Below are 18,546 nucleotides of genomic sequence, written 5' to 3'. Positions count from 1 at the left end.
GGCTTGATGCGCTTCAGCCGCCGATCTGATCGGGCAGGAACCAGTCGTCGTCGGGCAACTGCTCGAAGACCCGCTTGAGGCCGCCGCCCCAGCCCTGGCGCAGCCGGTTGAAGTAGGGATCTTCTGCGGTCACGCGGTGCGGACGCGCCGGCGCGAAGCTGTCGGTGCGATAGAGCAGCATGTCCAGCGGCAGACCGACCGACAGGTTGCTGCGGATGGTCGAATCAAACGAGATCAGCGCGCACTTGGTGGCTTCGGTCAGGCTGCTGTCGAAGTCGATGACGCGGTCGATGATGGGCTTGCCGTATTTGGATTCACCGATCTGCAGATAGGGCGTGTCCTCGGTTGCTTCGATGAAGTTGCCCTGCGGGTAGACATGGAACAGGCGCGGCGCCTCGCCGCGGATCTGACCGCCGACGATGAAGTTGGCACCGAAGTCCACGCCCTGGTTGAGCTGCCCGCCGCCGTCGCTGTCCCGGGCCACCACCTCCTTGACGGTACGGCCGACCAGCTCGGCCACGTCATACATCGAGGGGAGGTTCAGCAGGTGACGGCCGCCGCCGCTGGCGCGTTGGCGCAGCAGGCTGACCACGCTCTGGGTCGTGGCCAGGTTGCCCGCATTCAGCAGGGTGACCAGCCGCTCGCCCGGCACCTCGAAGATATTCATCTTGCGGAAGGTGGCGATGTGGTCCACGCCCGCGTTGGTACGCGAGTCCGAGGCGAACAGCAGGCCGGCGCGCAGCCGCATGGCAACACAGTAAGTCATGGCGCGAAAGATTAGCGCATCGCGGACGGGCCTGGCAGGGGGCCCTGGGCCCTCATTGCTGGTCCGGCGTGCCGGGTTTCACGAGGACCTGGGCTCTCATCGTCTCGGTGCCGCCGCCCAGCCGGACGCCGCGGACCGGGCAGGCGTCCAGATAGTCGGCGCCGATGGCCAGCTTCACATGGTGGCCGTCCGCCAGGCACTGGTTGCTGATGTCATACCCCAGCCAGCCACCGCCCGGCGCGTCCGGAAACTGCGTGCCACCGTCCGGCAAACGCACTTCCGTCCAGGCATGGCTGGCCACGTGTTCGGCGTCCGTGGCCAGATAACCCGAGACGTAACGGGCCGGCAGGCCCAGCAGCCGGGCGCAGCAGGCAAACACCTGCGCATGGTCCTGGCAGACGCCGCGTCCGGAGGCGAAGGCCTCGGCGGCCGGGGTCGCGGCATCGGTGAAGCCCTTCACATAGGGCATGTGCTCGACCACCGCCGCCATCATCGCCAGCAGGGCCGCATGGGCGTCCTGGCGGGCGGCGTCGGCGAAGCCTTCGGCGAAGGCCCGCAGGGCCGGATCGGCGCGGGTGAGGGCGGTGTCGCGCAGGAAGACCTCTGGCGGGAATTCATCGTGGGGATCGGGGCGGGGCGGGCCGTCCTCGGTGTCGACTTCGCCCACCGCCTGGAGATGGATCTCCCCGCGCGGGCCGTCCAGGCTCAGCACATGCATGGTGTTGCCGAACGCATCCTTGCAGACGCTGGCCTCGGCCGGCAGTCGCAGGCCCCAATGCAGCACCCGCATCCCCGGGCTGCGCCGGGGCGTCAGCCGCAGGTACTGGGTGCTGCGGCTCAGCGGCGCTGCATAGGTGTAGACCGTCTCATGCGAGATGTGCAGGTGCATGACCGCCTCACTGCGCCTCGAAGTAGGCTCGCTGGATCGCCACGCCCAAGTGGGCCGAGTCGTCGAGGAATCCCGTCAGCCACGGATGCAGGCCGGCGTCCAGGATCTCGTCCACCGAGCCGTATTCCAGCCGCAGCGCCAGTTCGCCCGCCAGCTGCTTGACGATGCGGCCGGCATCCAGCGCGCCTTCGCGGGATTCGATCTGGGGCAGGATGGACCGGATCTCGTCGCAGCAAGCCCGCAGCGAGCGGGGCACGTCGGGACGCAGGATCAGCAGCTCGGTGACGCGCCGTCCGTTGAGGCTGTCGCGATAGGCCGCGTGGTAGGCCTCGAAGGCCGAGAGCGATCGCAGCAGCGCATTCCAGGCGTAGAAGTCCGGCGCGCTTTCGCTCGGCACGTCCACCGGCGCCAGCGAGTCCACCGCCGGGGCAATCAGCTGCGACTTCACATCCAGCAGCCGCGCGGTGTTGTCGGCCCGCTCGATGAAGGTGCCCAGCCGGATGAAGCAGTAGGCGTCGTTGCGCTGCAGCGTGCCGTAGGTGGCGCCGCGGAAGAGGTGGGACCGCTCTTTCACCCAGTCGAAGAAGGAGGACGGATCGACCACGCCGCGGCGGGCCAGTTCCCGGGCTTCCAGCCAGCTGGTGTTGATGGCTTCCCACATCTCGGCGGTGATCTGTCCCCGCACCGCATGCGCGTTCTCACGCGCCTGACGGATGCAGGACAGGACCGAGGCGGGGTTCTCCAGATCGATGCCCATGAAGCGGAACAGCTCCTCGGCACTGAGCCGGGGCAACCGGGCCTGGAAGGCTTCCAGCGTGCCGGTGACCGCCAGCGGCGCGGCCAGCTCGGTCACGGCGCCCCGGCTTTGCGGCAGCAGGGAGAGCGAGTGCGTCACGTCCAGCATGCGCACCAGGTTCTCGGCGCGCTCCAGGTAGCGGCTCATCCAGTAGAGCTGCGCGGCGGTACGGCTCAGCATGCGGCGCTCCTCTCCAGGATCCAGGTGTCCTTGGTGCCACCGCCTTGCGACGAATTCACCACCAGCGAGCCGGCCTTCAGGGCCACGCGGGTCAAGCCGCCCGCCACCATGTTCACGTCCCGCCCGGACAGCACGAAAGGTCTCAGGTCGATGTGGCGCGGCGCGATGCCGCGCTCCACGAAGGTCGGGCAACTGGACAGGCACAGCGTGGGCTGCGCGATGTAGTTGGCCGGATTGGCCTTCACCCGCTCCTTGAAGTCGGCCACTTCGGCGGCGGTGGCGGCCGGGCCCACCAGCATCCCGTAGCCCCCGGCGCCGTGCACCTCCTTCACCACCAGGTCCGCCATGTGGTGGAGCACATGGTCCAGGTCCTGCGGCTTGCGGCACTGCCAGGTGGGCACGTTGTGCAGGATGGGTTCTTCGCCCAGATAGAAGCGGATCATGTCCGGCACATAGGGGTAGATGGACTTGTCGTCCGCCACGCCGGTGCCGATGGCGTTGGCCAGCACCACATGCCCCTGCTTGTAGACCGACAGCAGGCCCGGCACGCCCAGCATGGAATCGGCGCGGAAGGCCAAGGGGTCCAGGAAGGCATCGTCGATGCGGCGGTAGATCACGTCCACCCGCTTGGGGCCGACGGTGGTCCGCATGAACACGAACCCGTCCTTGACGAACAAGTCCTGGCCTTCCACCAGCTCCACGCCCATCTGCTGGGCCAGGAAGGCATGCTCGAAGTAGGCCGAATTGAAGGGGCCAGGCGTCAACACCACCACCGTTGGATTCTCCGCAGGGCTGGCCTGGCGCAGCGTCGTCAGCAGCAGGGCCGGGTAGTGGGCCACCGGGGCGATCGAATAACGGGCGAAGAGCTCGGGGAACAGCCGCATCATCATCTTGCGGTTTTCCAGCATGTAGCTCACGCCGGAGGGCACCCGCAGGTTGTCCTCCAGCACGTAATAACCGCCGTCGGCATGCCGGATCAGGTCCACGCCGGTGATGTGGGCGTAGACGCCCAGCGGCAGGTCCAGCCCCTGCATGGCGGGCTGGTACTGGGCATTGGCAAAGATCTGCTCGGCCGGAATCAGACCGGCCTTGACGATCTCGTGGTCGTGGTAGATGTCCCAGAGGAAGCGGTTGAGCGCATTGACCCGCTGGCGCAGGCCCTTTTCCAGCATGGCCCATTCATCGGCCGGCACGATGCGCGGGACCGTGTCGAAGGGAATCAGCCGCTCCGCGCCAGCCTCGTCCCCGTAGACCGCGAAGGTGATGCCGACCTTGTGGAACAGCAGGGCCGCTTCGGACCGCTTCTTGGCCAGGGCCTCCGGGGTCTGGGCGTGCAGCCATTCGGCGAAGGCCTGGTAGCTGGGCCGGATAGCACCACTTTGCAGCAACATTTCATCGTAATGGCCGGAAGGCGGCAGGGTCAGCGCATGCATGAAGGCTCCAGAGACGGGCCATGAGAGGCCGGTCCGGGGGATTGCAAGGGGCGTGCCCACCCGGGACCGTCCCAGCATGACCGAATTTGGTGCGGTTGGCGATCAGTGAGAGTGCGCAGGTGCACATAGGCGCCGCTGTGGTGCGCTGGCACTATCCCGCGTTGCGTCGGGCCCTGGCAACTCGTCACAATGCCGCATGCAGACTCCGACCCTGGCCGAGGCCGCAGCCTCCCCCTCCGCGGCCTCCGCACCTTCCTCCCACAGCGGTCGCCCGGGTCCCGGGCCCGCGCCGGACCTCGCCGCGGCCGGGGAGGACCGCTTCGTTCCCGAACGCGGTTCGCGGGCCTCGATGGGCCGCTGGCTGACGGCAGTGGTGCTGACGGCGGTGGCGGTGGCCATCCTGGCGTCTGCCGTGCTGATCGAGACCTTTGCCCGCGCCCATGCGGAGCGCCGGGCGGTGCAGTCGCTGCGGCAGGTGGGCATGGATTTCCGCGACGCCCTGGATCGCGGCATGGCCCAGCAGTTCAAGGAAGTGCGGGTGCTGGCCCAGCTGGACACCTTCCGCGGCGGCAGTCCGGCCGACATGCGCCGGGCGCTGGACCAGATCCAGATCGGCTTCGACCATTTCGCCTGGCTGGGTGTGACCGACACGCAAGGCAAGGTGCTGGCCGCCGCCGGCGGCCTGCTGGACGGGGTGAACGTGTCGCAGCGACCCTGGTTCCAGGGCGCCCAGCGCGGGCCGTTTGTGGGCGACGTGCATGCCGCCGTGCTGCTGGAGCGGCTGCTGCCGCGCCAAAGCGACCCGTGGCGCTTCGTGGACTTCGCCCTTCCCCTGATGGACAACAACGGCCAGCCGCGCGGGGTGTTCGGCGCGCACCTGAGCTGGAGCTGGGCCCGGCAGATCAAGTCGGAGCTGATCGACTCCACCATGGCGAGTCATCAGGCGGATGCGCTGATTCTGGCCCGGGACGGTTCGGTCATCCTGGGTCCCGCCAACATGGAAGGCAAGAAGATGGCCTTGCCCGACGACCCTTCGTCCGCCCTGCGTCGTCAGATGGTCGAGGGGAACGAATACTTTGCCGTGACCGTGCCGACCCAAGGCTATGGGTCCTACCCGGGCCTGGGCTGGACGGTGATGGTGCGGCAGCCGGTGAGCATCGCGCTGGAGGACTACTACCGCCTGCGCCGGCAGATCTTCTACACCGCGCTCATCCTGCTGGCGCTGGCGGTCCCGCTGTGCTGGTGGCAGGCGCGACGGCTGGCGCAGCCGCTCAAGCAGTTGTCGCGGGCGATCGCGCGTCGGCAGCACCTCACCGACGAGGCCCTGCCGCAGGTGGGGGGCTACCGGGAAGCAGCCGTGCTGTCCCATGCGCTGACCGAGCTGGCCCGCCGCCAGGCCCAGCAGGAAGCGTCCCTGGCGCAGCTCCATGCGTCGCTGGAAGAGCGGGTGCGCTCGCGCACGCTGGCGCTGGAAGACGCCATGCAGCGTCAGGAAGCCAGCGAACGCCGGCTGCGCACCATCGCGGACAACCTGCCGGTGCTCATTTCCTACATCGATGCCGAGCAGCGACTGCGGTTCCTCAACGCCACCTTCCGCACCTGGCTGGGCACCGAGCCGGAAGCCGCCATCGGCAAGACGCTGCTGGAGACCATCGGCCCGGTGCTGTACGAGCAGCGCCTGCCGGCGCTCAAGGGCGCGCTGGCCGGTGTGCGGCAGCGCTTCGAGACACGCTCGGAGTCCAACGGCGTGATGCGGGACCTGCTCACCGAATACGTGCCCGACCTGCGGGCGGACGGCACCGTGGCAGGGGTCTACACCCTCAGCACGGACGTGACGGCTTTCAAGCAGGTGGAGCGGGAGCTGGACCAGCTCAGCCGCGTCGATCCGCTGACCGGCCTGCCCAACCGGCGCCAGTTTGACCAGCGTTTGTCCGAAGCACTGGCCCGCGCCCGGCGCAGCGGCAACATGCTGGCGCTGATGTTCATGGACCTGGATCACTTCAAGCAGGTCAACGACACCCTGGGCCATGCGGCCGGTGACGTCGTGCTGCAGACCTTCGCCGCGCGCGTGCGCGCCGCCGTGCGGGAAACCGATGTGCTGTGCCGCCTGGCGGGCGACGAATTCGTGCTGATTGTCGAGAACCTCAAGACCCCCACCGAGGCCGGTGCCCTTGCGCAAAAGCTGCTGGGCGCGGTGGAGGCGCCGCTGGAGGTGATGGGCGCCGACGTGCACCTGTCCACCAGCATCGGCGTGGCCTGCACGACGGCGGACTCTGAAAGCGATGTGGCCTTCCTGGCCCGTGCCGATGATGCGCTGTATGCGGCCAAGGCGTCCGGCCGGGGCTGCTGGCACATGGCGCCCCCTGCGGCAGCCGCGTCCACGGAGACCCCGTGGGGATGAGCGCGGTCCACCCCGAATTCAAGCTGCGCATGCGCATCACGCAGGGCGAGCAGGTGGCCATCGGCCCCGGCAAGATCGCGCTGCTGGAGGCCCTGGACCAGGCCGGTTCCATCACCGCGGCGGCCAAGGCGCTGGGCATGTCCTACCGGCGGGCCTGGCTGCTGATCGACGAGCTGAATCACGCACTGCGCGAGCCGGCGGTGACCACCGCTGCGGGAGGGGCACAGGGCGGCGGCAGTGTGCTGACGGACAGCGGGCGCGCGCTGGTGGCGCTCTACCGGCAGATCGAGGCGCGGGCCCAGGCGCACTGCGCCGATGACATCCGCACGCTGACGAAGATGCTGGCGGATTGAGTCACGCCGGGGGCGCGCGGCGCCGCTCGATCCAGTCGAAGGCCTTCATGCCGGCCAGCATGGCCGCAAAGAACACCAGCGCCTGCCCGCTGCCCATGCCCAGGGCCACCAGCGCCGGGCCCGGACAGAAGCCGGCCAGGCCCCAGCCGATGCCGAACAGCAGGCTGCCGCCGATCAGCCGGCGGTCGATGCGGTGACGGGGCGGGTCCTGGATCGGCAGGTCCAGCAGGGACCGGGACCGCTGCCCGGCCACGGCAAAGGCGACCAGGCCGACGGTGACGGCGCCCAGCATCACCAGCGCCAGGGACGGGTCCCAGGCGCCGGCAAGGTCGAGAAAGCCAAGCACCTTCGCCGGCGACGCCATGCCGGACAGCAGCAGGCCCAGTCCGAAGATCAGGCCCGACAGCAGGGCGGTGAAAAGGCTCATGGGGATTCCAGTCGGGGGGCCATCAAACGGCCAGCAGGTGGCGAACGATGAAGACGGTCAGGAACCCGGCGCCCATGAAGGCGGCGGTGGCGGCCAGCGACCGGGGCGAGCGACGGGAGAGTCCGCACACGCCGTGTCCGCTGGTGCAGCCCGATCCATACCGCGTGCCAATGCCCACCAGCAACCCGGCGGGCACCAGCCAGGGCCAGCTCGCGGTGATGTGCAGGTCCGGCACTGTGGCCACCCAGGCATAGACCGCGGGCGAGGCCATGAGGCCGATTACAAAGGCCAGCCGCCAGGATGTTTCCTGCGGACGCGGCGCCAGCAGCCCTGAGACGATGCCGCTGATGCCGGCGATGCGGCCATTGAGCAGCACCAGCATTGCCGCTGCGACGCCGATGAGCACGCCACCGGCGAGCGACGTCCACGGGGTGAAAGAGGCCAGGTCCAGCGTCATGGCTCAGTCCTTCGGGCAGTACAGCGCATGCATCAGCTGCATGATCTGCAGCAGGCGCGGGTCGGCCAGGCTGTAGCAGATGCGCTTGCCGTCCCGCCGGGTGTTCACCACGCCTTCGTTACGCAGCACCCCCAGTTGCTGGGACAAGGTGGGTTGATGGATGTCCAGCGCGGCTTCGAGTTCGCCGACACTCATCTCGCCTTGCGACAACTGGCACAGCAACAGCAGCCGGTCTTCATTGGCCATCACCTTCAGGGCCTTGACGGCCTGGCCGGCGGCGGCGCGCAGGGCCTCGATGTCCAGCGCATGGGGCGGAACATCCGGCGCTGCGGCACCGACTGATGCGGGAGGGAGAGGGGACGAGGTCAGCATGGAGACGCTCCTTGAACTTGACTTCAATATATCAATCAATAAACTATCAATCAATAGATTGAAGGAGATGTGATGTCCGCACGTGCCACTGTTCATGCGTTTTTCGACGACAAAACCTGGACCGTCTCCTACGTGGTCAGCGACAACGCGACCCACTGCGCGGCGGTGGTGGACCCGGTGCTGGACTTCGACATGAAATCCGGCCGCACCTCCACCGAGCAGGCGGACCGTCTGCTGGCCTACATCCGCCACAACGACCTGACGGTGCAGTGGATCCTGGAGACGCATGCGCATGCGGACCATCTCTCCGGCGCGCGCTACATCAAGGAGCAGGCGGGCGGACGCATCGCCATCGGGGAGCAGATCACGCAGGTGCAGAGCACCTTCAAGCGCCTCTACCACCTGGACCGTCACTTCCTGCCGGACGGCACCCAGTTCGACCATCTCTTCCGCGACGGCGAAATCTTCACCATCGGCCAGATGGAGGCGCAGGCGGTGCTGGTGCCCGGACACACGCCGGCGGACATGGCCTACCTGATGGACGACGCGGCCTTCGTGGGCGACACGCTGTTCATGCCGGATGTCGGCACGGCGCGGGCGGACTTTCCGGGCGGCGATGCGCGGCAGCTGTACCGGTCGGTGCGCCGCCTGCTGGCGCTACCGGAGCGCACCCGCCTTTTCGTTTGCCATGACTATCCGCCCGGTGGACGCGCGCCGGCTTGGGAGACGACGGTGGCCGAGCAGCGAGCCCGCAACATCCATGTGCACGACGGCGTCAGTGAAGACGACTTCGTCCGCATGCGCACCGCGCGGGATGCGACGCTGGAGGTGCCCACCCTCATCCTGCCTTCCCTGCAGGTGAACATCCGCGCCGGGCAGTTGCCGCCGCCGGAGGACGACGGGGTGAGCTATCTCAAGATTCCGCTCAACGTGCTGGGCCGCCCGGCTGGCTCAGCGGCTGCGGGAACACCTCCAGCAGCCAGTCCATGAAGACGCGCAGACGCGGCGTGACATGCCGCGCCTGCTGCTGATGAGAAACGCTGGGAGGGCGCTGTGAAGATCTCCGGTAGCCCTGCACGCACCCAGCGTCATATCCTGCGATATATTGCGCTCCGACATCGCGCCCCTGTCCGCCGGTGTTTTCAGGAGCGCCCATGACTCGATCGCAGCGACCGTCCCCCTTGGATCACGAAGGCCCCACCGGGGGCCTGCGCGGCGCACCCGCCGCGGCTCGACGTGCTGCTATGCGCCGGGGCGCCTGGGGGTCGATGCTGGCGGTCGGCGTCAGTCTGGGACTGGGCCTAGCCTGCGGCGCCGCCCGCGCGGCCGATATCACCGTATCGGCCGCAGCCAGCCTGACCAACGCATTCAAGGAACTGGCGCCGGCCTTTGAAGCCCGTCACCCGGGCAGCAAGGTGCAGCTCAACTTCGCAGCGTCCGATGCCCTGCTGGCCCAGATCGCCAAGGGCGCGCCGGTGGATGTGCTGGCGTCCGCCGATCAGGACACCATGGACCGCGCCCAGCAGCAGCAACTGCTGGCGCCCGGCAGCCGCCGCGATTTCGTCAGCAACTCGCTGGTGATGATCACCCCGCTGGAAGGGGGACTGCCCCTGCGTGCCCTGGCCGACCTGCAGCAGCCCGGCGTGAAGCGCATCGCCCTCGGAAAACCTGAAGGGGTGCCGGCCGGCCGGTATGCCAAGGGGGTGCTGGAAGCCGCGAAGTTGTGGCCGGTGGTCGAGCCGCGGGCGGTGTATGCGCAGAACGTCCGTCAGGCGCTGGATTACGTGGCCCGGGGCGAAGCCGAAGCCGGCTTTGTTTATGGCACGGATGCGCGGGTGCAGAAGGACAAGGTCCGCGTCGTGCTCACCGTCCCCACCGAGTTGCCGATCCGCTACCCGATCGCCGTGGTGCAGCAGGGCGCCAATGCGGCGGGCGCCAAGGCCTTCATCGATTTCGTCGTCTCCGCCGACGGCCAGGCCGTGCTGGCGAAGTACGGCTTCGGCAAGCCCTGACGCGGGCCCGGCATGGAGGCTGCCTGGATCGCGCTGGCCCTGTCCTTGAAGGTGGCCGGATGGGCGACGCTGCTAAACCTGGTCCTCGGTCTGGGGGCCGGTTATGCGCTGGCGCGCTGGCGCTTTCCGGGGCGCGAGCTGGCCGATGCCGTGCTCACCCTGCCGATGGTGCTGCCGCCGACCGTGCTGGGCTACTACCTGTTGGTGGTGATCGGCCGGCGCGGCTGGCTGGGCGGCTGGCTGTACGAGCACTTCGGCGTGCAGCTGATCTTCACCTGGCAGGGCGCGGTGCTGGCCGCCGCCATCGTGTCGTTTCCGCTGGTGGCCAAGTCGGCCCGCGCTGCTTTCGAAGGCGTGGACCCGCAGCTGGAAAAAGCCGGCCGTGTGCTGGGCCTGGGCGAGTGGGCCCTGTTTCTCCGCGTCACGCTGCCGATGGCCTGGCGCGGCGTGCTGGCGGGCCTTCTGCTGGCTTTCGCCCGGGCGCTGGGAGAATTTGGCGCCACCCTGATGGTGGCGGGCAGCATCCCCGGCAAGACGCAGACGCTGTCCATCGCCGTCTACGAAGCCGTTCAGGCCGGGCAGGATGACACCGCCAATTTGCTGGTGATCATCATCTCCATCACCTGCGTGGTGGTGCTGCTCAGTGCAGGGCGGCTGGCGCGACCCCGGAGTGCGGCATGAGCGACGCACCCATCAGTTTTGACGTGGCCCTGCGCAAGCGCGTTGGCGCGCCCGGCCGCGTGTTCGAGCTGGACATCCGTTTTCAAACCCAGGCGCGGCGCACGGTGATCTTCGGCCCGTCCGGTGCTGGCAAAAGCCTGACGCTTCAGGCGGTGGCCGGTCTGCTCCGGCCCGATGAGGGCCGCATCCTCGTCGAGGGCGAGCTCCTGTTCGATGCCGCCCGGCGCATCGACGTGCCGGCCCGTGCGCGCCGGCTCGGGTATCTCTTCCAGGACTACGCACTGTTCCCCCACCTGAGCGTGCGACAGAACATCGCTTTTGGTCTGCAGCGGGGCTGGCTCAGTCCCCGCCCGTCCGCCGGTGGGCCGGCCGTGGACCGCTGGCTGCGGGCGCTGGCCCTGGACCGGGTGGCGGACCAGTGGCCGCACCAGCTTTCCGGCGGTCAGCGGCAGCGTACGGCATTGGCCCGCGCGCTTGTCAACGAGCCGCGTGCGCTGCTGCTGGATGAACCGTTCTCCGCGCTGGACCCCTCCCTGCGGGAACAGACCCGTGCGGAGCTGCAGGCGCTGCTGGATGACATCGGCATTCCCATGCTGATGATCACCCATGATCCGGCGGACCTGGACCGATTCGGGGAACAGACGCTGCATCTGGCCGATGGGTGCATCACCCCGCCAGCGCCACCGCATCCGAGCCCGCAGGCAGTCGCATCGGCGCCGTCGGGTCGGTGACGGCTCGCCAGACGGCTTCCGCCACGTCGATGGCCTGGGTGGTGGGCGCGTCGAGGTCTCGCAGCGAGGTGAACACCGCCTGCGTGAAGTCGGCATACGCTGGCGGAACTTGGCCCGGCATGCGCGTCATGGCATTCGCGCCGAAACGGGTAGTGGGCGCGCGACCCGGCAGCACCAGCCGCACCCGGACATCGAAAGGCGCAAGTTCCAGGGCGAGGGATTCGGTGAAGGCATTCACTGCCGCCTTGCTGGCGGTGTAGACCGACAACAGCGGCAGCGGCTTGAGCGTGACACTGGAGGTGACATTCACCACCACCCCCGCACGCCGTTCCCGGAACTGCGGCAGTACGGCCTGCGTCATGGCGAGGGTGCCCAGGGTATTGGTCTGGAACAGCTCCTGCGCCAGTGTCAGCGAGGTGCCTTCCAGCGGCGCCAGCATGCCGACCCCGGCGTTGTTGACCAGGGCATCGAGCGGCCCGGCCTCCTGGAGGCAGGCGGCGATGCTGTCCGGCTGGATCACATCCAGGGGCAGCATCCGCAAGCGGTCGGACCGGGGCAGCAGGTCCGCCTGGGGCTGGCGCATGGTGGCGATCACCCGCCAGCCGCGGTCGAGGAACAGCCGCGCGGTCTCGAGGCCGAAGCCGGAGGAGCAGCCGGTGATGAGGACGGTGGAAGGGGAGGTCATAAGGCACTCGCTGGATACCGTGGAGAAGGCGCCAACGATAGAAGCGACAGACCGGACTGACTACACTGCACCCTCCGTGATTTTGTCGAGATCGTCCAGATGACCGATCCCTTGGCCGAGGTGGTGACCCTGCTGCAGCCGACGGCGCCGTTCTCCAAGCAGGTGGTCGCGTCTGCACCGTGGGCCGTCCGCCGATCCGAGCTGGGTCGGCCGTTTTATCTGGTGGTGCTGGAGGGCGGCTGTCATTTGCGAGTCGATGCTCCCGTGGTTGGACACGGGGAGGCCCAGGCGCCGGACACTGCGCCTACGTCCGGTGAGACGCTGACGCTGGAGGTGGGCGACTTTGTCCTGCTGCCGGCCTCCCAGGGGTTTGCGACATCCAGCCTGGACCGCCTGCCGCCGGGGCCTGATGAGACGGTCCTCACGCCGATCGAAGCCATGGCGGGAGGCGCCCGCGTGGGGAATCCGGACGGTCCGGTCGACACCCGGCTGCTGGTGGGTAGCTGCGAGTTCGGCGCCGTCGATGCCTCGCTGCTCGTCTCCCTGCTGCCGCGATGGATCCATGTCCGCGGCGACCCCCGGCTGGCCAGCCTGGTGCACCTGCTGGGCGACGAAGCCCGCGCGCAGCGGCCGGGCCGCGAGCTGATCACCGCGCGCTTGCTCGAGGTGCTGCTGGTGGAGGCCTTTCGCGCCACGGCGCAGACGGCTTCCACGCCGGGCCTCGTGCGCGGATTGGCCGACGCGCGGCTGGCTCAGGCGCTGAGGGCCATCCACGAGCATCCCGAGACCCCCTGGACGGTGCAGGCGCTGGCTCGTCGTGCGGCCTTGTCACGATCCGCCTTCTTCGAGCGCTTCGGCCGCGTCGTGGGGATGGCGCCGCAGGCCTACCTGCTGTCCTGGCGCATGGCCTTGGCGCGGCAGATGCTGGTGAGGGACGGCCAGGCCGTTGCCGAGGTGGCCGAGCGGGTGGGATACCGCTCAGTCAGTGCCTTCGGCGTGGCTTTCACTCGCCATGTGGGTCAGCCGCCGGGGCGATTTGTGCGCCACCAGCGCTCCGCTGCGGCCTGACCGGAGCGCCAGCTCACGCTCACCAGCGCGTCGGCTTGGGATTGCGGGACGCAAACCCCTTCTGATGCCAGTAGGGATAGGCCGGCTCCTTGTGGCTGGCGTCGTCCAGACGGGCGATGTCCTCGGCGGACAGCTCCCAGCCGAGCGCGCCGAGGTTCTGCTGGAGCTGCTCCTCGTTGCGCGCCCCAATCACCACATTGGCCACCGACGGACGGCGCAGCACCCAGTTCAGCGCCACCTGCGCCACCGTCTTCTCGCGCTGGCGGGCGATCTCATCCAGCACGTCCACCACGCGGAACAGATGCTCGTCGTCCACCGGCGGTCCGCCGACCGCGCCGCCCGAGGCGATGCGTCCGCTGCTGGTGTCCTGGCCGCGCCGGATCTTGCCGGTCAGCCGGCCCCAGCCCAGCGGGCTCCACACCATGGTGCCCACGCCCTGGTCCAGCGCCAGGGGCATCAGCTCCCATTCATAGTCGCGTCCGATCAGCGAGTAGTAGCCCTGGTAGGCCACATAGCGGCCCAGGCCGTATTTCTCCGACGTGGCCAGCGACTTCATCAGATGCCAGCCGGAGAAGTTGGACGCGCCGATGTAGCCGATCTTGCCGGCAGTGATCAGGTCGTCCAGCGCGCGCAGGGTTTCATCGACCGGGGTGAGGGCATCGAACCCATGCATGAAATACAGGTCGATGTGGTCGGTGCCCAGCCGCCGCAGGCTGGCCTCCACGGCCCGGGTGATGTGGTAACGGGACGAGCCCACATCATTGGGGCCGTCGCCCATGGTGAAGGTGCCCTTGCTGGAGATCAAGGCCTGATCGCGTCGGCCCTTCAAGGCCTGGCCCAGCACTTCTTCGGAGCGACCGGCGGAATACACATCGGCCGTGTCGAAGAAGTTCAGGCCATGCTCCAGGCAGATGTCCACCATCCGCCGGGCTTCTTCGACCTGCGTGGTGCCCCAGCGCTCGAAGAATTCACCGCTGCCGCCGAAGGTGCCCGTGCCCAGGCTGAGTGCGGGCACCTTCAGGCCGGAGCGGCCCAGTTGTCGAAATTCCATGATGGCCTTCCTGTGGTGTGGGATTGTGAAGTCAGCACCCTAATGGAAGCTGCGAAGTCCCGGAAGGCGCAGGGAATTGACCGTCAGATCTTCATGGCACTGACGATGCTGTCGTGCGCCGCTTTGTTCAGGCGGATGTCATACGGCAGGAAGGTCAGGCGGTCCACCAGGGTCGTGGCGCTTGGGTTGGAGACGTAATAGCTGCCGCCCAGCACCGTGCCGTCCTTGATCAGCGAGCCGGTGTAGACATTGCCACCGAGCTCGAAGTAGATGCGGAACTCTTCGGTATAGCTCAGGGTCGCGGACTTGGGCCGCGGCGCATTGGCCACCCAGATCTGCACCCCATCGACGGTACGCACGGTGCCATCGGCCAGGTAGTAGGTCACCCCGTCGCTGTTCGAGCGCTGGCCCGAGGTCATGGTCGCGAGAAGCGTCGTGCCGATGCGGCAAGGCGAGACATTGGCGGTGGTCGTGGCGGCTTGGCAGTCGCCGGCGTTGTAGCGGTCCCCCAGATTGGTCTTGGTGAACTTGATGTACTTCGCGCCAGCGGCGTAAGGGGCCGTGGCATCCAGCACCTTCGAATTACCAAACAGCGGATCGTGGAAGCGGGCGAAGTCCGCCGGCGTGGTGGCCATCGTCCCGGTCAGCGAGACCGTCTCGTAGTTGCTGCGAATGGCGGAATACGCGACGGTGGTCTTGTCTTCCGCCAATGCATCGATCTGGACGTCATTGCCGACGTACGAGGTGCGGTTCATCAGGCCATTCGACGGCACCACCAGGATCTTGCCGCCCTTGAGCACGCGCGTGGGCAGCAAGGTCGGATTGCGCAGGGTCTTGGAGATATTGAACGGTTCCGACTGCGCGCTCGTCTGCGGACCATTGGTCAGCGGCGACAGCGGCAGCGTCGTGAAATCCGAATAGGCAGTGACCAGCGATGACTGCAAGCCGGTATATGACAGGGTCCAATGCAGCAGGTAGCTGCCGCTGCCCGGGGACAGCAGGAATTCCTCGAAGGCGGCCTGGTTGGCGCTCAAGGTCGGGGTAGGGGTGGGGGTGTCTGCGGGTGACGATGCAGGCGTCTGCGCATCGGCCGCGCGTGCGGACAGGCCTTTGGTGTCCGGTGACGAATCAGCACTGCCGCCGCCACAGGCGGTCAGCAAAGCGGCCACGGCCGCGAGTACACACGCCGATTGGCGATTGAATGAAGTCATGGAGTCCTCCCATTAATGAATGCTTATCGGCCTGACCGTTGTTCCGTCGAAGGACGGCCGGCTTTTTCAGGCTGGCGCAGTATAGGAGTGACGAATGAATGAACGTCGAAAACCGGATAGGCGCTTTGGCAGGGTCGGCAGGGTCGGCAGCCCTGGCGCGGCGCGACCGCGGCCCAGCAGGCGCGGGTCAGGACGTTCCGCGCGGATGTGAAAAAGGCCCCCGGGAGGGGGCCTTTGAGGGGCGGACCGAAAGGGGCCATCAGCGGCCCCGCCGTCACGTCAGATCGTCAGCGCACCCGCGATGCTGTCGAGCGCGGCCTTGTTCATGCGCAGGTCGTAAGGCAGCGGGGTGATGAAGTCGACCACGGACGTGGCGGTGCTGTTCGGGTTGGGCACATAAAAGCTGCTTCCCATCACGGCGCCGTCCTTGATGAGGCTGCCGGTGTAGACGTTCCCACCCAGCTCGAAGTAGATGCGGTATTCGTCATAGCTGGCCAGGATGGCAGCCTTGGGACGCGGCGCCGTGGCCACCCACACCTGCACGCCGCCAACGGTGCTGACGGTGCCGTCGGCCAGACGATAGGTCTTGCCGTCACTGTTGGAAATCAGGCCTGTGGTCAGGGCGGCGGTCAGCGACGTTTTGGAGGCGCAGGGAGAGATGCTGGCCGTTGTGGTGGCGGCATTGCAATCGAAGGCGTTGTAACGGTCACCGAGGTTGGTCTTGGTGAACTTCGTGTACTTGGCGCCCGGCAGGAAGGTGGCGCCCGTCGCCGTCACGTTCGGATTTTTCAGCAGTGAATCGTGGAAGCGCAGGAAGTCCTGCGGCGCACTGGTCAGGGGGCCGGTCAGGGCCACCGTCTCGTAGTTGCTGCGCAGGGCCGAATAGGCGACCGTCGTCTTGTCTTCTGCCAGAGCATCCACGCGCACGTCGTTGCCAACGTAAGTGATGCGATTGACCAGCCCCTTGGCCGGCACCACCAGAATGACGCCGTCCTTGAGCACGCGGGTGGGCGACTGCGTGGGCAGCGACAGCGTCTTGGTCAGGTTGACCGGGTCGGATTCCACGCTGGTCTGCGGGCCGTTGGTCAACGGCGAGGCATTCAGGGTGGTGGAGTCTGCGAACAGGTTGAGGATTCGCCCCTTCGAAGGCGACGAAAACGACACCGACCAGTGCATCAGGTAACTGCCGCCGCCCGGCGACAGCACGAATTCCTCGAAGGCGGCCTGATTGGCGCTCAGCGTGGGCGTGGTGGGCGGCGTCGGGTTGGTCGGCTTGACGCCCGTGTTGGGGTTGGTGTCGCTGGCGTTGTCGGAACTGCCACCGCCGCAGCCGGCCAGCAGGGCGGCGACGGCCGCGAGTACACACGCCGATTGGCGATTGAATGACATCATGATTTCCTCCCGGGGTAATGGCCTGCCCATGGTTTGATATGCAGTGCGATGCGCGCGGCTTGTATCGCTCGGTCGATGGGATGACCGGCTGGGCTTTGAGGCGGCGCGAAGTATAGGAGTGGGGATTCACGCAACTTCAAGATCGTTCACAAAGGTGAGACGAAAGTCGCGCTCTGAGAAGGGGCGTTGGGGGGGAAGGGGCGTAGCAGCGACGGTACGTGGTGAGCGCGTGAGAGTGCCATGGCGGCTGACGTGCGCCGTGCGGTGATGGAGGAGGCCAGTCAAGCCGTAGGGCGCTCGCCGTGAAGCGATCCAGAGGACGACCTTGGAATAGATGAACTGGGAACCGAGAGCCGGGAGCAGATGAACCGGGAGCGGTTGGACGTGCGGGGGAGGCCAGTGCCGAGCGCCACGGTTGTGCGTGGGCTTGCGCTGATGACGAGCGCTGATGACGAGCGCTGATGACGAGCGCTGATGACGTGCGCTTGGGCAGATCCAGCCAAGGCTGGCTGGTGCGACCGGCAAGAATCGAACTTGCGACTAGGCCTTCGGAGGGCCCAATGATATCCACTTCACCACGGTCGCGGCAGACACGCATTCTAGCCATGTTCTGAGGGCTTCTGGCGGATTCGCCCAAACAAGGCCTTCCCCGGGCCGCCCGCCCCCCTCTCGCGCCCCAGCGCAACACCAGACCCCACGACCCGCCATTGTTCGCCAAGCCACGCACCAACATCGCTCGTTCTTGACGAAAGCCCCAGGGTGCCAAAGAGGTGCGCTGGCTATACTTTGCTCGGTTTTTCGCCCGGTTCTTGAGCCCGGGCCAGCCGGTGGGCCAGGTCCGCCGGGCAGCTCCAGTTCGCCAGCCTTTTGCAACGCGCCGATCGCACACGGCCATTGCACACGGCCATTGCCACAGCCCATCGCAACGAGGACTCCATGAGCGGAACCCACGATCAGTCTCCCGCCACGCACGCCGCTGAGGCGCACGACGCACATGAAGGGCCGATCAAGACGCCCAAGCAGCTGATCGCCGCTGTGTTCTTCGCTTTCGTGATTCCCATCGCGGTGCTGGTGCTGGCCGCCAACTACGTCTCCAGCGACGTCAAGCCCGCCGCCGGCAGCGACATCACCGATGCCGAAGCCGTCGCCGCCCGCATCCAGCCCGTCGGCACCATCGACCTGAAAGACATGTCCGGCCCTGCGGTCTTCCGCACCGGCGAAGAGATCTTCAAGGCCCAGTGCGCGGCGTGCCATGCCACTGGCACCTTGGGCGCGCCCAAGTTCGGCGACGCCGACGCATGGGCCCCGCGCCTGAAGACCGGCTTCGACACCCTGCTGCACTCCGCCCTCAAGGGCAAGGGCGCCATGCCGCCTCAAGGCGGCGGTGAAGCCAGCGACTATGAAATCGCCCGTGCGGTGGTCTACATGGCCAACAACGCAGGCGGCAAGCTGGAAGAACCCAAGGCGCCGGTGGCGGCGTCCGCTGCTTCGCAATAAGCGCCAGCCTCGGGCGCCTTGAGGTTCCTCCAGGCGCTTTCGGGCGTTGTCGAACGCATGAAGCGTTTTTTCAGGCGCTCTCAGCTACTGCTCTCAGCCGCTTTGGTGCGCACCAAGCGCTTTGGCTTTGGGACGCACCAAGCG

Annotated in this window: 19 protein-coding genes and 1 tRNA gene; 8 read left to right on the top strand and 12 right to left on the bottom strand. The window is 67.4% G+C overall.

The genetic code is table 11. From position 1 onward, the window contains the following. Positions 1 to 13: 13 nt before the first annotated feature. From DES44_RS18635 to DES44_RS18620, 4 genes are read right to left on the bottom strand one after another with little or no spacing between them, the layout of a single operon-like run. A complete protein-coding gene (locus DES44_RS18635) occupies positions 14 to 766 on the bottom strand; it encodes a proteasome-type protease (protein WP_058933317.1) in 753 nt (250 codons plus the stop codon). Between the two features lie 52 nt (positions 767 to 818). Next, positions 819 to 1,655, bottom strand: coding sequence for a transglutaminase family protein (locus DES44_RS18630; RefSeq protein WP_058933318.1), 837 nt, complete (start codon positions 1,653 to 1,655; stop codon positions 819 to 821). 7 nt (positions 1,656 to 1,662) lie between these two features. Continuing rightward, positions 1,663 to 2,631 (bottom strand): alpha-E domain-containing protein, encoded by a 969-nt coding sequence (locus DES44_RS18625; RefSeq protein ID WP_058933319.1) that lies wholly within the window; start codon positions 2,629 to 2,631, stop codon positions 1,663 to 1,665. After that, complete coding sequence (locus DES44_RS18620) at positions 2,625 to 4,022, bottom strand: circularly permuted type 2 ATP-grasp protein (protein WP_445677798.1); 1,398 nt, start codon at positions 4,020 to 4,022, stop codon at positions 2,625 to 2,627. The genes DES44_RS18625 and DES44_RS18620 overlap by 7 nt, the downstream gene beginning before the upstream one ends. Positions 4,023 to 4,260: 238 nt before the next feature. On the opposite strand from DES44_RS18620, the gene DES44_RS18615 reads away from it, so the two are divergent. Next, positions 4,261 to 6,465, top strand: coding sequence for a sensor domain-containing diguanylate cyclase (locus DES44_RS18615; protein WP_083525217.1), 2,205 nt, complete (start codon positions 4,261 to 4,263; stop codon positions 6,463 to 6,465). Beyond that, positions 6,462 to 6,818: a winged helix-turn-helix domain-containing protein gene (locus DES44_RS18610; protein WP_232309898.1), complete on the top strand. Its 357-nt coding sequence runs from the start codon at positions 6,462 to 6,464 to the stop codon at positions 6,816 to 6,818. The genes DES44_RS18615 and DES44_RS18610 overlap by 4 nt, the downstream gene beginning before the upstream one ends. 1 nt (position 6,819) lies before the next feature. On the opposite strand, the gene DES44_RS18605 is transcribed toward DES44_RS18610, so the two are convergent. From DES44_RS18605 to DES44_RS18595, 3 genes are read right to left on the bottom strand one after another with little or no spacing between them, the layout of a single operon-like run. Further along, on the bottom strand, positions 6,820 to 7,245 hold the full coding sequence (locus DES44_RS18605) for a DUF6691 family protein (RefSeq protein WP_058933322.1): 426 nt from the start codon (positions 7,243 to 7,245) through the stop codon (positions 6,820 to 6,822). 22 nt (positions 7,246 to 7,267) lie between these two features. Then, positions 7,268 to 7,702 carry a YeeE/YedE family protein gene (locus DES44_RS18600; protein WP_058933323.1) on the bottom strand — a complete coding sequence of 145 codons (435 nt, stop codon included), beginning with the start codon at positions 7,700 to 7,702 and terminating at the stop codon, positions 7,268 to 7,270. Positions 7,703 to 7,705: 3 nt separating this feature from the next. Continuing rightward, entirely contained in the window at positions 7,706 to 8,074 is a 369-nt protein-coding gene (locus DES44_RS18595) for an ArsR/SmtB family transcription factor (RefSeq protein ID WP_083525218.1), read from the bottom strand. Between the two features lie 72 nt (positions 8,075 to 8,146). Here DES44_RS18595 and DES44_RS18590 point away from each other — a divergent pair, with 72 nt between their 5' ends. From DES44_RS18590 to DES44_RS18575, 4 genes are all read left to right on the top strand, one after another. Further along, complete coding sequence (locus DES44_RS18590) at positions 8,147 to 9,064, top strand: MBL fold metallo-hydrolase (protein WP_058933324.1); 918 nt, start codon at positions 8,147 to 8,149, stop codon at positions 9,062 to 9,064. Between the two features lie 278 nt (positions 9,065 to 9,342). After that, on the top strand, positions 9,343 to 10,086 hold the full coding sequence (gene modA / locus DES44_RS18585) for a molybdate ABC transporter substrate-binding protein (protein ID WP_058937109.1): 744 nt from the start codon (positions 9,343 to 9,345) through the stop codon (positions 10,084 to 10,086). 12 nt (positions 10,087 to 10,098) lie between these two features. After that, on the top strand, positions 10,099 to 10,767 hold the full coding sequence (gene modB, locus DES44_RS18580; RefSeq protein WP_058933325.1) for a molybdate ABC transporter permease subunit: 669 nt from the start codon (positions 10,099 to 10,101) through the stop codon (positions 10,765 to 10,767). Between the two features lie 11 nt (positions 10,768 to 10,778). Then, entirely contained in the window at positions 10,779 to 11,498 is a 720-nt protein-coding gene (locus DES44_RS18575) for a sulfate/molybdate ABC transporter ATP-binding protein (RefSeq protein WP_116001756.1), read from the top strand. On the opposite strand, the gene DES44_RS18570 is transcribed toward DES44_RS18575, so the two are convergent. Then, complete coding sequence (locus DES44_RS18570; protein ID WP_058933327.1) at positions 11,434 to 12,183, bottom strand: SDR family oxidoreductase; 750 nt, start codon at positions 12,181 to 12,183, stop codon at positions 11,434 to 11,436. The two genes, DES44_RS18575 and DES44_RS18570, sit on opposite strands and share 65 nt — an antisense overlap. A gap of 99 nt (positions 12,184 to 12,282) precedes the next feature. Between DES44_RS18570 and DES44_RS18565 the strand changes: the two genes are divergently transcribed. Next, the gene (locus DES44_RS18565; RefSeq protein WP_058933328.1) at positions 12,283 to 13,251 is read left to right on the top strand and encodes an AraC family transcriptional regulator; all 969 of its coding nucleotides are present in this window, start codon (positions 12,283 to 12,285) and stop codon (positions 13,249 to 13,251) included. Positions 13,252 to 13,270: 19 nt separating this feature from the next. On the opposite strand, the gene DES44_RS18560 is transcribed toward DES44_RS18565, so the two are convergent. The 4 genes from DES44_RS18560 to DES44_RS18545 all read right to left on the bottom strand — a co-directional run bounded on the left by DES44_RS18560 (position 13,271) and on the right by DES44_RS18545 (position 17,490). Next, entirely contained in the window at positions 13,271 to 14,302 is a 1,032-nt protein-coding gene (locus tag DES44_RS18560) for an aldo/keto reductase (protein WP_058933329.1), read from the bottom strand. An 83-nt stretch (positions 14,303 to 14,385) separates the two neighbouring features. Next, on the bottom strand, positions 14,386 to 15,513 hold the full coding sequence (locus tag DES44_RS18555; RefSeq protein ID WP_147307137.1) for a hypothetical protein: 1,128 nt from the start codon (positions 15,511 to 15,513) through the stop codon (positions 14,386 to 14,388). A 279-nt stretch (positions 15,514 to 15,792) separates the two neighbouring features. After that, positions 15,793 to 16,905, bottom strand: coding sequence for a hypothetical protein (locus tag DES44_RS18550; RefSeq protein WP_058933331.1), 1,113 nt, complete (start codon positions 16,903 to 16,905; stop codon positions 15,793 to 15,795). 510 nt (positions 16,906 to 17,415) lie between these two features. After that, positions 17,416 to 17,490, bottom strand: a tRNA-Arg gene (locus DES44_RS18545). Between the two features lie 351 nt (positions 17,491 to 17,841). Between DES44_RS18545 and DES44_RS18540 the strand changes: the two genes are divergently transcribed. Next, positions 17,842 to 18,402: a c-type cytochrome gene (locus tag DES44_RS18540; protein WP_058937110.1), complete on the top strand. Its 561-nt coding sequence runs from the start codon at positions 17,842 to 17,844 to the stop codon at positions 18,400 to 18,402. The last annotated feature ends 144 nt before the right edge of the window (positions 18,403 to 18,546 follow it).

This window comes from Roseateles depolymerans (genome assembly GCF_003387155.1).
In the GTDB taxonomy this organism is placed as follows: domain Bacteria; phylum Pseudomonadota; class Gammaproteobacteria; order Burkholderiales; family Burkholderiaceae_C; genus Roseateles; species Roseateles depolymerans.
Note: the sequence above shows the minus strand (reverse complement) of the source record. Positions and strands in the feature narration are given on the sequence as shown.